The organism is Acinetobacter sp. ABJ_C4_1 (assembly GCF_044538495.1).
GTDB lineage: Bacteria > Pseudomonadota > Gammaproteobacteria > Pseudomonadales > Moraxellaceae > Acinetobacter > Acinetobacter nosocomialis_A.
In genome coordinates, this window is record NZ_JBIUCQ010000001.1 from 374,650 (window position 1) to 389,838 (window position 15,189).

Below are 15,189 nucleotides of genomic sequence, written 5' to 3' on the forward strand. Positions count from 1 at the left end.
CATTTAAAAGCCAATGGATGGCTTTGAGTAATAAGCAATAAATAAGAAAAATCATATTGATAGGGAGATAATATGATGGGTCATTACGTCTATTTAAATCAAAGAAATAATCACGTTTTATATATTCAAAAAATAGGTGTTTCATTAAGCCTAATTTTATTTATGTCTAAAGCAAATGCAGCCAGTTTTGATATTGATAAAGACTGGAAGGTCGATACAAAAACGACATTAAGCTTAGGAGCCAGTTGGAGTACCCAAGATCCATCCGTTTCATTACTTTATCGGCCTGACGCAAACAAAATAGGCAAACAAGGCGCTAGCATTGATGTGAATGGTGATGATGGGCGTATGAATTTTAGTAAATATGATGCTATTTCACAGATCATCAGAGGCATAACCGAAGTTAAGCTAAATGGAAAACAGCAGGGTGCAGTCATTAGCACTAAATACTGGTATGACCATGCCTATGAGACAGGGCACGGAGACTTTAAACCCTTTAATGATTCAGCGTGGCCAAGGCTTGCAAAATTCAAAGGTATCGATTTATGGAATGCCTATATATGGAAAGATTTTGAACTAGGCAGTGGAAAAAGCATCAATTTAAAATTAGGCAAACAGACATTAAGTTGGGGGAAATCTCAGTTTTTTCAAAACGGTTTAAATTCGGTGAGTGCATTTGATTTTGCTGCAATTAACCGACCGGGTGGTGATGCAAAAGAAAGAATCATTCCAACCGAAATGTTTTCATTCGACACAAGCATTAATAAAAATTTGAAAATAGAAGGGTTCTATCAATTTAAATTTAGACCTTCAGTTGTTGATGGTAACGGAACTTTTTTTGAGATTTCAGACTTTGTCCCCGAAAACGCAGGTCCAGTTCTGATTGCTGGAGGTGGAGATAAATTATCAGATACCGCAATTCGTTTACGTACCTATATTCCACGTGCAGAAAGTAGAAAAGCAAAGGATAATGGCCAATATGGCATTGCTTTAAAACAGACATTACCCAGTTTAAATAATGCTGAGTTAGGTATTTACTATGCGAACTACCATAGCCGTAATGCAAACTTTGATGGAACGGCTGTAACGGCAGCAGGACCCGAACATTTTAATAGCGCAAGTTATTTTTCTATCTATCCTGAAAATATCAAAATGTTTGGATTAAGTCTGACTGGTAAAGTTGGCACAACAACCGTTTTTAGTGAATTAACCCACAAACCTAATCAACCTTTACAACTAAACGGCACAGACATTGTCTATGCTCAAGTACTATCGGAAGGAACGCCATTTGCGCCGCCGGGAAAAACTGTTGAATTGGGTCAATATATTCAAGGATATGTACGCTTACCCGTAACACAATTTTCGGTTGGAGCAACTGATAGCATATTCAATATTTGGGGCGCAAATTCGATGACATGGTCTACAGAGTTTGCCTTAAACCATATTGCAGATATTGGTAATCATCGGTTTGGCCGGACAGGCGCATTTGGCCGTAGTGAGCTGTCAACAGAGGCTTATAATCCTGAAACAGGCGATTTTAAATGTACGCCGTATGGTACAGCTCATCTTACTAATACAGAAATAGATAACTTGAATGAACGCTTTTGTAATAAAAATGGTTTTTTTAATGAATGGTCATTTGGCTACCGATTACGTGGCGCATTAAATTATCAAGATATTTTACCCTCTACAGTGATTACGCCCAGTCTTAGTTTTAGACACGATGTTTATGGATATAGCCAAAACTTTCAAGAAGGGCAAATGAGTGTAAGTGCGGCGTTATCTATGACGTATCAGCAAAAATATACAACAGAGATTGCCTATAATAACTTTTTTGGTTCTAATGAGTTTAGCACGGTAGATGATCGAGATTTTGTATCATTAACATTTAAAGCTAATTTTTAGTTCAATTATTTTATAAAAATATAGAAAGACTCGTTATAAATGAGATTTAGATGTAGAGGATAACTTTTGAAATTTAGATCAAAAATTGATTGGTGGCTTTTATTAATATTTGTTGTGATCACTGCCAATATTATTTTTAAAATTTATCAAGAAGTTCATGATTCTTCTATAGGCACCAATTTTTCGCATCTCATGATTTATAGTTTAGTCATTTTGGTTATTTGGCTTCCGGTCTTTAACACGTATTACGTAGTAGAAAACAACACATTAATCATTAAGAGCTTGGTATTTCGATGGAAAATTAATATCAATGATATTACTCAAATAGAACCTACCCATAATCCACTTTCTTCTCCAGCACTATCATTAGATCGGCTCAAAATTAGTTATATGAAAAATGGAAGAATAGCGAAGGTGATGATTTCTCCAAAAGATAAAGAGGGCTTTTTAAATACTTTACGTAAAAATCCTAATGCTAAGTTTTAATTTGTAGTTATGATGAAGGGGATTTAAGTGCCTAGAAAACACTCGGTTATGTATTAAAATTTTTAAAATATAGACTGTACTGCTCAGCACAGTTAAATAAATAAACTATAAGTCTCTCTTCTAAAGCATTACCCTGTGCATATTACGAAAAAATAAGAAATGGAGATAAAAGATGCTTACACGTTTTTTACTGCCGACTTTAGGTACTACTGTTGTATGTGTACTTGCAGGATGTGCTTCATCCTCTCAATATCCAATTACCGAGAGTTACGGTCCAGAACCAAAGTTACCTGAACCAAAAACAAGCTTAATTCCAACCGTAAATATAGCACCAGCGAAGGGCTGGCCTAGTGGTGTTGCACCAACTCCGGCAGAAGGCTTAAAGGTAAAAGCATTTGCTAAAGGACTTGAACATCCACGTTGGCTCTATGTATTACCGAATGGTGATGTACTGGTCGCTGAAACAGATGCTCCGCCTAAACCGGAAGACAGCAAAGGCATTAAAGGTAAAATTATGACTTTTGTGATGAGACGAGCAGGATCATCTCATCCGAGTGCTAACCGTATTACTTTACTTCGTGATACCAATGGAGATGGAATAGCTGACCAGAAAACCGTATTTCTTCAAAATCTAAATTCACCATTTGGTATGGCACTGGTGGGGAACTATTTGTATGTTGCCAATACAGATTCACTTATGCGTTTCCCTTACCAAGAAGGCGCAACCAAAATTACTGCCAGTGGTACTAAAGTACTAGATTTACCGGGTGGTCCTTTAAATCATCATTGGACCAAAAATGTAATCGCCAATCGTGACGGGACAAAGCTCTACATTACCGTCGGTTCTAACAGTAATGTTGCTGAAAATGGTTTAGATCAAGAAAAAGGCCGTGCACAAATTATGGAGTTTGACATCGCAAGCGGGCAGTCACGTCCATTTGCAACTGGACTGCGTAATCCCAATGGTATGGCTTGGCAACCTCAAAGCGGTAAACTCTGGACGGTAGTTAATGAGCGCGATGAAATTGGTAGTGACCTAGTACCCGATTATATGACCTCAGTTCAAGATGGCGCTTTTTACGGCTGGCCTTATAGCTACTATGGTCAACATGTAGATGTGCGAGTCAAACCACAAAATCCAGAAATGGTTGCTCGTGCAATTAAACCTGACTATGCACTAGGCAACCATACGGCTTCTTTAGGTCTTACATTTTATGCAGCTGAACTCATGCCACAATTTAGAGGTGGGGCATTTATCGGGCAGCATGGTTCTTGGAACCGTAAGCCGCACAGTGGTTATAAAGTCATTTTTGTACCATTTAGAAGTGGTCAGCCCTCAGGTCCACCGCAAGATATTTTAACTGGATTCCTCAGTGATAAAGGTAAGGCTTATGGACGTCCAGTGGGGGTGGCAATTGATTTTTCGGGTGCAGTATTAGTTGCAGATGATGTTGGTAATACGATTTGGCGTGTTTCACCTGTTGCTGAAACAACCTATGAGACTCCATATAAAAAATAAATAGCCTATTTTCACGTTCTGAAATAGATAAATATTTATAATAACTAACCAATTAATCCTGTTTTTGTGTTGATTGGTTAGTTTTATTTATATATCTATTTTTAGTCTGAGTTAAATAAGGTTCTTTTTACAATTAATAATTAAATTTTGTTAGCATGCGCGGCATAGAGAATAAGAACTGTTGATATGAATTATGACCGATCAATTAAGAGCAAGATTTGAAAATTTAGAGCTTAATGCAGGTTTAGGAAAAATTAGTGCTTTTATATCCATGGCATTAAGCTTACTTTGCTTATTTGGAGCTTTATGTTTTTTGTTTCCCAGTGTGCTGACAACTCCTGAGTTACGTCCACTTTATGCAAAGCACTATAGTCTTTTTTATTATGGCCTCATTACAGGTATAATCATTAGCGCAGGTTTTGGAGCATTTAGTGCAATCATCCGACAAAATCGATATGGTTTTTATGGTTTATGCTTTGCACTCATAGCAGCAGTATTAGGCTGTGGTGTTATTCATGCTCCAGTCATTCCAAGCGTGCCATTTTATGCAGGCATTGATTATTTTGTACTTACCCTAGTCATCTTGGCTTTTATTTTTATACCGCTTGAAGGCTTTTTTGCTAAAAACCCTGAACAAAAGATCTTAAGAGTGGGCTGGGTGACCGATATGAAATATTTCATGGTCAGCCATATTGGTATTCAACTATTTAGCTTCTTAACGGTTATGCCAATTCAGTATTGGATTACGCATTTGCCTGATAATCCAATTGTGCCATATGTTCAAGCTCAGCCAATTTGGCTGCAATTCATTGAATTGCTCATTGTGGTTGATTTTACGGTGTATTGGTTACATCGAGCCATGCATGAAGTTAACTTTTTATGGCGTTTTCATGCGATTCATCATTCGACTGAATATATGGATTGGTTAGCATCTTCCCGTTTACACGTTGTTGAAGTTTTAATGACTCGCTTTATTGCCACTTTACCGATTTTTCTTTTAGGGTTTCATACTTCTGCTGTTTTTGCCTATTTAATTTTTATTTCGTTTCACGCGATTTTTATTCATTCCAATGTACGTTTTCGCTTTCCATATCTACGTTGGTTTATCGCAACACCAGAATTCCACCATTGGCATCATTCCTCTGAAAAACCTGCGATTGATAAAAATTACGCTGCTTTTATTCCACTCTATGACGTCATTTTTAAAACCGTATATATGCCAAATCACTTGGCGAGCGTGTATGGTACGGTAGGTTATAAAATTCCAAATAGTTTTATAAAACAGTTTACTTGGCCATTTAAAAAGTATGTAAAACGTTTTTTAAAACGCTGGCGTGACCAGTAAATGTTAAAAAAAAGCCTCAATTCGAGGCTTTTTTATATAGTTATTTATTTTTAAAATTTTTAAAAATCATGAAAAGGGCAACAAGTGATAGTAAGACAATAAAACAGATGTAGCTATTTGCTGTATGCATCAGTCCAATCTTACCCACAAAATAGCCCGCTAAAATCGCAGGAATACTAAAAGCCAAATAACTTTCAACGAAAAACGCAGCCATAAGGCCTGCACGCTCTTCTGGAAGAGCCAGCGGCATTACACTACGAATGGCTCCCATAAAAGCCGTACCAAAACCAACGCCAGTAATAATAGAACCTAAAAATAAAACTACAGCATTGGTTAGGTTAATGGCGATGAATAAGACAATGGCACCAATAGCGATCGAGAGCGTACCGGTTAATAAAATACGAAAATTTGTCGACTTTCTAAGCGTTAATATACCTGCCGCACCGGAAAGGGCGAGCGCTATAAACATAATACCGTTTAGCCATGCCGATGAAGTATGGAAAATTTTTGCCAGTAAAGATGGCATAAGTGACAAGAAGAAACCACTAACCATCCAAAGTGCAATATTAATTGGGCTAATACTTAATAACGCGCTTTTCGTTTGCGCAGGAATAGCCATCGCGGGCTTTAAAGAAGCAAGCGCACCAGCTCTTTTTTGTGCAGTCTCAGGGGTAAGAAAACTTAAAATGAGTTCACAAATAAGAAGAAAGCATAAGAATTCAAAAACAAGCTGTAAGGGATGAGCGGAGAGCTGCAAAATAGAACAAGTCAGAAAAATCCCAACAGCCATACCTATCATAGGTGCAATACTATTAATCAGTGAGCCATGGAGCTTACTAAAATCTAAAATGGCTGCTCCTATAGCTGAAACAGCAAGCCCTGTTGCGATTCCTTGTAAGCCTCGAGCGATAAATAACATCGAAACATCTGAAGCAAATAAGAAGAAGCTCATTGAAACAATTTGCAGAGAAATGGCTGCAATAATGACTGGTCGACGTCCAATATAGTCAGACAGAGAACCAATAATCAGTAATGATCCCAGCAGTGTAAAAGCATAAGTTGCAAAAATTAAAGTTAATGTAACTGGTGAAAATTGCCATATCTGTTGGTATAGGCGGTAGAGCGGCGTTGGGGCACTAGATGCAGCCATAAATGTCATAAGCGTAATTGTGTTGAGTGTCAAAGCGCTTGCAGCATCTAATTGAAAAACAGCTCTTGACCGTTTTGAACTTGAATTGTTCATAGAACATGAATAACATAAAAGCGAATATTTAGCTTTTATACATTATTTTGACACTAAAGCAAATCCTTAGCTTTAGTGTATTTTGTATATAGATATAAATATTTATAAATTTTTTGATCCCTTTACAGAGTTTATAAATGGCAAAAGTTGTTACTGGATTACGCCCTGGTGGTCGCAGCGAGAGAATACAAACTGCGGTACATAATGCTGTAAAAGAATTACAAAAAGATTTCGAGCAAAGCCAAATTACAATTCCAATGATTGCAGCACAAGCAGGAGTAACACCTTCAACCATTTACCGTCGATGGGGCGATATCAACCAGCTATTTTCAGATGTGGCTTTAAATGAACTCAAACCAGACATGGAACCCAAAGATCTGGGTTCATTTGAACGAGATATCACAGCATGGGTTGAACAATATTTTGAAGAGTATGCTTCCGAAGTTGGGCAAGATTTATTACGAGACGTACTCTATACGTCAAATTCGGATTCTAATAATGCGCGTAAATGTGAAACCTTAATTATTCAACAACTCGACATTATTCAAAATCGAGCAAAATTACGTAATGAGTTCACTATACCGAACCAAGAAATAATCGAGACTATAATCGCACCTATGCTATTTCGGATTTTATTTACCAATCAGGAATTAAGCTTAGATTACGTACATGGTCTTTTAAAACGCCTATTTATTTAAAGTAATAGGCGTAACTCACTATTTTTTAGATAAAAAATAGTTTAGTTAAATATCTCAACAAAATAGTTTTTTGTTTTTATTAAATAACTATATATCAATATTTCTTATTATTTAAAAACCAAATTCTCATAATTCAAAATAAACATGAAATTGTCTTAATCATTTATTTTAAAAATGGTGATTTTATTGAATTAAAAACAAAAGATAAAAGTCCTTAAAGAAGTGGTTAATAAAATTAATTAAATAATAAACATGTGGTTAGGTGTATTTTTAAAATTTTTATATAAATTTTAATTTTAAATAATGCAGGAAAAGACAGACTTTATATACGAAAATATACATGGTTTTTAAATTTTACATTTTCTAAATTTATAACACAGGGTATTTTTTATTCTTTACAATGGCTTCACTTCCTTTAAAGCAGCTTGTGGTGCACGCTTTATATTTTATTTTTTTATCCCCATCGAACAGGTATTTAGATAATGGATTTCAATACCCTTGACCAAGAAACCGTACAGAAAAAACAGAAATTTCACCAAATTTTGTATGTACAGGTCATCTTTGCAATTATTTTAGGCGTTTTAATTGGTCATTTTTACCCTGAACTTGGACAGAGCTTAAAACCGCTCGGTGATGCATTCATCAAAATCGTTAAAATGATTATTGCTCCCGTAATCTTTTTGACTGTGGTTACTGGTATTGCCAGCATGACAAACATGAGTCGGGTTGGACGCGTGACTGGTAAAGCAATGCTGTATTTCATTACTTTCTCAAGTCTTGCACTTGTGGTTGGTATGATTGTGGCAAACATCATTCAACCGGGTAAAGGTCTAAACATTGACCCAGCAACCTTAGTCAGCGATAAGGTAAATACTTACGTTGAGAAGGCTCATGCCACCAATATTACTGACTTCTTTATGAATATTATCCCGCAAACACTGGTAAGTCCGCTTGCTGGTGGTGAAATTTTGCAGGTTCTATTTGTGGCAGTGCTATTTGGTATTTCTTTAGCTGCTTTAGGTGATCGTGCACGTCCAATCACTGATTTCCTAAATAACTTAACGGCACCGGTTTTCTACTTGGTTGGCATGTTAATGAAACTTGCGCCAATTGGTGCTTTTGGAGCTATGGCATTTACTATTGGTGCTTATGGAATCGAATCAATCGGTAATTTATTACTATTGATTATGACTTTCTATATCACGGCTGTACTGTTCGTACTAATCATTTTAGGTGCAGTGGCACGTTACAATGGCTTTTCAATTATTGCTTTAATTCGCTATATCAAAGATGAACTCTGGTTGGTTTTAGGTACAAGTTCATCTGAAGCAGCTTTACCATCTTTAATGGATAAAATGCAAAAAGCGGGATGTGAAAAATCTGTAGTGGGCTTAGTTATTCCTACAGGTTATTCATTTAACCTTGATGGTACTAACATTTATATGACTATGGCTGCTTTATTTATTGCACAAGCATGTAATGTGGACTTATCCATTAGTGAACAACTTGCCTTGCTTTTAGTGGCAATGGTGAGTTCAAAAGGTGCAGCAGGGGTAACAGGTGCAGGCTTTATTACACTCGCTGCTACTTTGTCAGTTGTCCCATCCGTACCTGTGGCAGGTATGGCGCTCATTTTAGGTATTGACCGCTTTATGTCTGAGTGTCGTGCATTAACTAACTTAATTGGTAATGCATGCGCAACAATTGTTGTTGCTCGTTGGGACAAAGCTCTGGACAAGGATGTTCTAGATAAAGCATTAGGTAAATCTAAAACGAATTAATTATTTAAAATTTTAATTCGAAATAAAAAACCTGTAGCAATTGGCAATTTGGGAGAGGCGCCATGCTACAGGTTTTATTTTATCTAGTCGAAAATTTAATTTAAAAAACTATCTTGTACGTAAATGCTTAATTATGGGAGGCCAATATAAAATTTTCACAAACTCTCATATAGATCTACTTTGAAAGCAGAACTTTTAAGTTGCCTATACTGAAAATAGTATATGCAAGAACAGCTTAAGCTTACGCTTTTAAGTGATCCTCAAACTCTTCACCTAATTGCATCGCTAAGGCGTTACCAGCCAAATCACATGTGACTAAGCCATACTCTTTTTTAAAACTGAAGGTAAAACCTTTTCCATCGGCCAAGTTTTTAACCGAATACCCTAATTTTTCTAACCAAATACGGAACGCAATTAAATTTTTAGCTTTAACAACCTTTTTCACGTGAGAACTCCTTCTTCTATCCGTGTCTTACACCTTATTTATTAATAGGGATTTACCTAGATTTTTTAAAGGGGGAAAACTTTGTTTTATTTTGCAACTTGTAAAAAAAGTAAAAGAGATAAAGTAATCTTCTTCATTTTATAAATTTATTCAGTTTTTATGTAATCAATTTTTGTACTAATAAAATGTAAGTATTTAATTTTTATGGTTATTTAAAAATAAAAAGATTAGGGTGAAATTTAATCAAAACAAGTTGATTTAAAATCAATAAATGTAAAAAATAATTTCATGAAACATGCTTTATTCAAAAAGATACAGTTCTTAAAATGAAACTGTATCTTTCGATAGAGCCCATAAATTTAGAAATTATCTTTTAAACTACGTAAATGAGCGAACTCATCTACACTTTCAGCACGTAAAAATGGATTAGTTGCCAATTCAAGTTCAATACTACTTGGTAGAGTAATTTTACCTTCCGTGCGAAGCTTACGAACTTGTTCTGCACGTTCTTGTAAGGCATGATTTTCAGGTTCTACGCTTAAAGCAAACTCAGCATTAGAAAGTGTATATTCATGCGTGCAATAGACTTTGGTTGTGGTTGGAAGGGCTGCAAGACGATTTAATGAGTGATACATTTGCTCTGCCGTACCTTCAAATAGTCGGCCACACCCCATTGCAAACAAAGTATCGCCACAAAAGAGGGCATTAAGTTCCTCAATAAAATACACAATATGCCCTAAGGTATGACCTGGTGTTGCAATAATCTCTGCCTTTAAATCATTAAATTTTAAATGGTCATCATGTTGAAGGGGATGAGTAATACCGGGAATTTTACTTAATTCATCTCTTGGACCATATACAGTCAGAGTAGAGTTAGCAGTTAAATCTGCAACGCCACCGATATGATCTTTATGCCAATGCGTAAGCCAAATTTGCTTTAAGGTTAAATCATGGTCATTGCAAAATTGAGTGACTAACTCAGCTTCTGTTGGATCAACTGCAACAGCTTCATGAGTTTCAGTATCTTCTAAAATCCAGATATAGTTTTGTAGGGCATTTTGCACATCAATAAAATGAATTCTATAACGCATTTTTTTATCCTGAAACCAAATCCAAAGAGTAACCACTAATTTTGATAATAACAGAAAATGGCATTAAGCCATGTACTCAACTTTTTAATAACAGGAGACTATAAAAACAAAAAGCCCCCGTTTAGGGAGCTTTCTATATAAATGACTTAGCGTATCTTAGAGAGCCAGTTGCCTAAAGTCTGTACAATCTGTACCAAAAGCAATAGGATAATCACTGTTAAAATCACAACGCTTGTATCAAAACGTTGGTAGCCATAAGAAATGGCTAAGTCACCAATACCACCAGCACCAACTGCACCAGCCATAGCGGTCGCACCAATAAGGCTAATCGTGGCAGTTGTTAAGTTCAAAATAAGAGAACTACGAGCTTCAGGTAAAATAAAGCGTGAAATAATCTGCCAAGGTGTTGCACCCATTGCTTGAGCAGATTCGATAATTCCTTCATTTACTTCAAGTAGGGAAGTTTCAATAAGTCGGCCCATATATGGTCCAACATAAATCGTTAAAGGAACGATTGCCGCCCATGTACCAATCGAAGTACCTACCAAGAACTTTGTAAGTGGAATAACTGCAATAAGCAAAATAATAAATGGGAGAGAACGCAGAGCATTTACAATTGGGTTAAGCAAATGATAAATGAATCTGTTTGGTAAGATCCCTTCTGGGCGAGTTACAAGCAGAATAATGCCTTGGATGAAGCCCCAAATACCACCAAATATAAGCGCAAAGAACACCATATTAAAGGTTTCTTGTAAGGCGGTTACAAACTGGTCCATAGAAAGGGAACTGTGCCAGAAAGGCTGAGTAAGTTCAGTTAACCATTGTACGATTAAATCTCTCATACTTGATCTCCTGATTGAACTACGCTCACTTCATTTTTCTCTAAAAACTCAATCGCTTGACTGATCAACTGTGGGTCACCTAAAAGCTGTACAAACATTTGACCAATCACTGTGCCATTAATTTCAGTCATATTGGCAAATAAGATATTTAAACTAATATCATATTGTTTAATAAGTGACTGAATCACAGGTTCTTGAGCCGAACGTCCTAAGAATTGTAGGCAATAAATGCTGTGGTGATGTTGATTTTCTAATTGATTTAGAATGTTAACTGGCAACTGTTGATGTAAAACAGTTTGTATAAAGTTTTTAGTTGTTGGATGCTGAGGATTACTAAAAATATCAATAGTTGAGCCTTGCTCAATCACTTTACCAGCTTCCATAACTGCAACATGGTCACAAATAGATTCAATGACATCCATTTCATGAGTAACCATAACGATAGTAATTTTCTGTTCTTGATTGATTTTCTTTAAAAGCTCTAGAACTGATTGAGTAGTTTGCGGATCTAGTGCAGATGTGGCTTCATCGCATAATAAAATTTTAGGATGATTTGCCAAAGCACGAGCAATACCAACACGTTGCTTTTGACCGCCAGAGAGTTCATCTGGATAGGCATCTTTTTTATGCTTAAGATCAATAAACTCTAATAATTCGTTTAAACGCTTTTCACGTTCTGCTTTTTTATAATTTAGCAGACGCATTGGCATTTCGATATTTTCAGCAACTGTTTTGGTTTGAAGCAAATTGAAATGCTGAAAAATCATACCAATATTTGCACGCTCCTGACGTAATGAACGTGCATCTAAAGCAGTGAAGTCCTTTTGATTAATAATAATCTGACCTTCATTTGGTCGTTCGAGTAAATTAATCAGGCGAATTAAAGTACTTTTACCTGCACCACTATAGCCAATAATGCCGAAAATACTGCCCTCTGGAATCTCTAAATTGATTTGATCGAGTGCGCGTATGGTTTGGCTTTTGAGCTGATAGTGCTTTGAAATGTTTTTAAATTGAATCATATCGTCAGAAACTATGCTTGAAAGAAAAAACAGGCAAAGATAATTTGCCTGTTTCACGTTTGGGTTATTATATTACTATTTAGCTTCTGAGAGATAGCTGATTGGTTTGTCTACGTCAACTTTTGTTCCACCAAAGTGTTCTTCAATGTATTTTTTAACAGCTGCAGTGTGGTAAAGCTTACCAACTTTTTGCAAGACAGGATCATTTTTACGTGATTCAGCAGTTGCTAGAACGTTGACACTAAGTTTTGAGATTTGATCAATAGGTTCATAGAACATAGAATCTTTGAGTACGTTTAAGCCTCCCTCGAGTGCTATGGTATTATTTAATACAACTGCATCAAATTCATTTTTAAGACGTAATGCAGTTTCCATTTTGATTGGTTTGATATTGATCTTTTTAGGATTTTCGATAACATCAATTGGACTGCCCTGAATAGGATTATAGTCAGCTTTAAGCTTGATTAAGCCAGCAGTTTGTAACAAGAGTAGCGCACGAGATTCGCTGGCAGCATCATCCGGGATTGAAATAATTGCACCTTCAGGAAGTTCTTCAATTTTTTTGTATTTACTTGAATAAATTCCCATTGGCTCAATATAAGTGGTAGAAACCGCTGCAATCTTATCCGGGTTTGAATTATTAAATACAGTAAGATAAGAATAAGCTTGGAATGCGTTCAAATCTACTTCTTTATTTGCAACTGCTGTATTCATTGAAACGGAGTCTGAGAAGTTTTTTACTTCTAACTTCAGTCCAGCAGCTTGGGTTTCAGGTAAAGATGCGATATAACGCCAAATGTCAGCATCCGAACCTGTAGAGGCAATTACTACCTTTTGTACTTTGGAACTATCATTGTTTTGTTCGGCTTGTTGAGCATTTTCTTGTTTGCTACATGCTGTCAATAATACTACTGACATGCTTAAAAAAAGGCTGATCAGCTTTTTCATTTAAAAAAGTCCTGATTAAGATATAGAACAATAACGATTGATCTATATCAATATGAAAAGAGAGGAGTTGGAATTACAACTAGTCTAAACTCTGTGATCTTTTTCTGGGGTTCCATAATTTGCTTGCATATTTTGGCTATAACAGAGGGTAATTGTTTAATAAACAAAAACTGTTTCCCCAAACAGTTCATCCCCAACAGTAGCCAAACGAGCATTCATAAATTTAGAATATTAAAAAACTCTCTACAGGCATAATTTGTAGAGCAAGTCTTTATGGAAATTATTAAAACAGCAGTGTCTGATGACAGTTACAACTATGTACTAATGATAGCAATAAAAATGTAGTTGATATAGAGGGCTTTTTTCTATTTGTTGATATCTTAATAAATCTTATAAAAATTTATATCATTTTCTTCTATTGGTGTACAAAATAAAAAAGCTCCCTAAATAGGAAGCTTTTTTTTGCTAACTTTTATTCAGCTTTTTCACGTGCAATCGCGCGGTAACCGATGTCACTACGGTATTGCATACCTGTGAAAGTTACTTGGCCGCATACTTCTAAAGCATTAATTTGTGCTTCAAGAACGCTGTCACCTAAAGCAGTTACGCAAAGTACACGTCCACCAGAAGTCACAATGTGACCATCTTCACGAGTTGCAGTACCTGCATGGAAGATTTTAGTATCTTCAGGTGATTGGCCGATACCAGAAATCACATCGCCTTTACGTACGCTATCTGGGTATCCTTCTGCTGCAAGTACAACACCGATTGACTTACGCTCATCCCACTCAGCTTCTTTTGGTAAATTACCTGCAATACCTGCTTCAACCAAATCAACAAGAGATGACTTTAAGCGCATCATGATTGGTTGAGTTTCAGGGTCACCAAAACGGCAGTTAAATTCAATTACACGTGGTTGACCTTGCTCATCAATCATTAAACCAGCATATAAGAAACCAATGTAAACATGTCCATCAGCCGCCATACCATCAACAGTTGGACGCATAATTTCAGTCATTACGCGCTCAAAAACATCTGGAGTTACAACTGGAGCAGGAGAGTAGGCACCCATACCGCCAGTGTTTGGACCTTGGTCACCTTCAAAAATACGTTTATGATCTTGTGAAGTTGCCATTGGTAAAATATTTTTGCCATCAATCATACAAATGAAAGAAGCTTCTTCACCAGCAAGGAACTGTTCAATTACAACGCGTGAACCAGCATCACCAAATTTGTTACCTGCAAGCATGTCATCAATTGCTGCAAAAGCCTCTTCGTTGGTCATTGCAACGATTACGCCTTTACCAGCAGCAAGGCCGTCAGCTTTAATAACAATTGGTGCACCATTTTTTTCAACGTAAGCTTTCGCTGCATCAACTTCAGTAAATACATCGTAAAAAGCAGTTGGAATGTTATGGCGTTTTAAAAAATGCTTAGCAAATGCTTTTGAGCCTTCAAGTTGTGCTGCATATTGAGTCGGACCCCAAATTTTTACACCAGCTTCACGTGCAGCATCTACTACACCATTTACTAATGGTGCTTCTGGACCAACAACAACGAGTTCAACATTATTTTCTTTAGCAAAAGCAATAATTGCCGGGTTGTCTAAAATATCAAGTTGAACGTTAACGCATTTTTCTTCTGTTGCAGTACCAGCATTACCAGGTGCAACAAAAACTTGAGTAACTTTGGTATCTTGCGCGATTTTCCATGCTAGAGCATGTTCACGGCCACCACTACCTAAAACTAAAATATTCATTTTTAATTTGTTCCTTAACTTTAATCCTTTTTCATCCCCCTCTATTTCTCGAAGTGGAGAGATAGTTCCATTATTGTGGAAAACCCTCCTGAATAAAAGGAGGGT

13 protein-coding genes are annotated in these 15,189 nt (G+C 36.3%); 6 read left to right on the forward strand and 7 right to left on the reverse strand.

From position 1 onward, the window contains the following. Positions 1-75 precede the first annotated feature (75 nt). The 4 genes from ACIF8R_RS01740 to ACIF8R_RS01755 all read left to right on the forward strand — a co-directional run bounded on the left by ACIF8R_RS01740 (position 76) and on the right by ACIF8R_RS01755 (position 5,255). A complete protein-coding gene (locus tag ACIF8R_RS01740) occupies positions 76-1,905 on the forward strand; it encodes a DUF1302 domain-containing protein (protein ID WP_396478973.1) in 1,830 nt (609 codons plus the stop codon). 66 nt (positions 1,906-1,971) lie between these two features. Further along, positions 1,972-2,391 carry a PH domain-containing protein gene (locus tag ACIF8R_RS01745; protein ID WP_396478687.1) on the forward strand — a complete coding sequence of 140 codons (420 nt, stop codon included), beginning with the start codon at positions 1,972-1,974 and terminating at the stop codon, positions 2,389-2,391. 172 nt (positions 2,392-2,563) lie between these two features. After that, positions 2,564-3,910 carry a PQQ-dependent sugar dehydrogenase gene (locus tag ACIF8R_RS01750; protein ID WP_396478689.1) on the forward strand — a complete coding sequence of 449 codons (1,347 nt, stop codon included), beginning with the start codon at positions 2,564-2,566 and terminating at the stop codon, positions 3,908-3,910. A 193-nt stretch (positions 3,911-4,103) separates the two neighbouring features. After that, entirely contained in the window at positions 4,104-5,255 is a 1,152-nt protein-coding gene (locus tag ACIF8R_RS01755) for a sterol desaturase family protein (protein ID WP_022575474.1), read from the forward strand. A gap of 40 nt (positions 5,256-5,295) precedes the next feature. Here ACIF8R_RS01755 and ACIF8R_RS01760 read toward each other — a convergent pair whose 3' ends face one another. Continuing rightward, a complete protein-coding gene (locus tag ACIF8R_RS01760; protein WP_396478691.1) occupies positions 5,296-6,498 on the reverse strand; it encodes an MFS transporter in 1,203 nt (400 codons plus the stop codon). 137 nt (positions 6,499-6,635) lie between these two features. Here ACIF8R_RS01760 and ACIF8R_RS01765 point away from each other — a divergent pair, with 137 nt between their 5' ends. Then, a complete protein-coding gene (locus ACIF8R_RS01765; RefSeq protein ID WP_396478693.1) occupies positions 6,636-7,196 on the forward strand; it encodes a TetR/AcrR family transcriptional regulator in 561 nt (186 codons plus the stop codon). A 482-nt stretch (positions 7,197-7,678) separates the two neighbouring features. Continuing rightward, on the forward strand, positions 7,679-8,977 hold the full coding sequence (locus ACIF8R_RS01770; RefSeq protein ID WP_019458359.1) for a dicarboxylate/amino acid:cation symporter: 1,299 nt from the start codon (positions 7,679-7,681) through the stop codon (positions 8,975-8,977). A 241-nt stretch (positions 8,978-9,218) separates the two neighbouring features. On the opposite strand, the gene ACIF8R_RS01775 is transcribed toward ACIF8R_RS01770, so the two are convergent. The 6 genes from ACIF8R_RS01775 to purD form a co-directional block, all read right to left on the reverse strand. Next, a complete protein-coding gene (locus ACIF8R_RS01775) occupies positions 9,219-9,422 on the reverse strand; it encodes a hypothetical protein (RefSeq protein WP_000758190.1) in 204 nt (67 codons plus the stop codon). 359 nt (positions 9,423-9,781) lie between these two features. After that, the gene (gloB, locus tag ACIF8R_RS01780) at positions 9,782-10,513 is read right to left on the reverse strand and encodes a hydroxyacylglutathione hydrolase (RefSeq protein ID WP_209046110.1); all 732 of its coding nucleotides are present in this window, start codon (positions 10,511-10,513) and stop codon (positions 9,782-9,784) included. A 146-nt stretch (positions 10,514-10,659) separates the two neighbouring features. Then, entirely contained in the window at positions 10,660-11,355 is a 696-nt protein-coding gene (locus ACIF8R_RS01785; protein ID WP_022575478.1) for a methionine ABC transporter permease, read from the reverse strand. Beyond that, complete coding sequence (locus tag ACIF8R_RS01790) at positions 11,352-12,377, reverse strand: methionine ABC transporter ATP-binding protein (protein WP_004708029.1); 1,026 nt, start codon at positions 12,375-12,377, stop codon at positions 11,352-11,354. The genes ACIF8R_RS01785 and ACIF8R_RS01790 overlap by 4 nt, the downstream gene beginning before the upstream one ends. Positions 12,378-12,452: 75 nt before the next feature. After that, the gene (locus tag ACIF8R_RS01795) at positions 12,453-13,325 is read right to left on the reverse strand and encodes a MetQ/NlpA family ABC transporter substrate-binding protein (RefSeq protein ID WP_019458356.1); all 873 of its coding nucleotides are present in this window, start codon (positions 13,323-13,325) and stop codon (positions 12,453-12,455) included. 472 nt (positions 13,326-13,797) lie between these two features. Beyond that, positions 13,798-15,084, reverse strand: coding sequence for a phosphoribosylamine--glycine ligase (purD, locus tag ACIF8R_RS01800; RefSeq protein WP_396478696.1), 1,287 nt, complete (start codon positions 15,082-15,084; stop codon positions 13,798-13,800). Positions 15,085-15,189: the final 105 nt, after the last annotated feature.

Coding starts and splice junctions, on each gene's coding strand:
- ACIF8R_RS01795 (WP_019458356.1), bottom strand. CDS start 13,325: ATGAAAAAGCTGATCAGCCTTTTTTTAAGCATGTCAGTAGTATTATTG.
- gloB (WP_209046110.1), bottom strand. CDS start 10,513: ATGCGTTATAGAATTCATTTTATTGATGTGCAAAATGCCCTACAAAAC.
- ACIF8R_RS01750 (WP_396478689.1), top strand. CDS start 2,564: ATGCTTACACGTTTTTTACTGCCGACTTTAGGTACTACTGTTGTATGT.
- ACIF8R_RS01790 (WP_004708029.1), bottom strand. CDS start 12,377: ATGATTCAATTTAAAAACATTTCAAAGCACTATCAGCTCAAAAGCCAA.
- purD (WP_396478696.1), bottom strand. CDS start 15,084: ATGAATATTTTAGTTTTAGGTAGTGGTGGCCGTGAACATGCTCTAGCA.
- ACIF8R_RS01785 (WP_022575478.1), bottom strand. CDS start 11,355: ATGAGAGATTTAATCGTACAATGGTTAACTGAACTTACTCAGCCTTTC.
- ACIF8R_RS01740 (WP_396478973.1), top strand. CDS start 76: ATGGGTCATTACGTCTATTTAAATCAAAGAAATAATCACGTTTTATAT.
- ACIF8R_RS01770 (WP_019458359.1), top strand. CDS start 7,679: ATGGATTTCAATACCCTTGACCAAGAAACCGTACAGAAAAAACAGAAA.
- ACIF8R_RS01765 (WP_396478693.1), top strand. CDS start 6,636: ATGGCAAAAGTTGTTACTGGATTACGCCCTGGTGGTCGCAGCGAGAGA.
- ACIF8R_RS01760 (WP_396478691.1), bottom strand. CDS start 6,498: ATGAACAATTCAAGTTCAAAACGGTCAAGAGCTGTTTTTCAATTAGAT.
- ACIF8R_RS01755 (WP_022575474.1), top strand. CDS start 4,104: ATGACCGATCAATTAAGAGCAAGATTTGAAAATTTAGAGCTTAATGCA.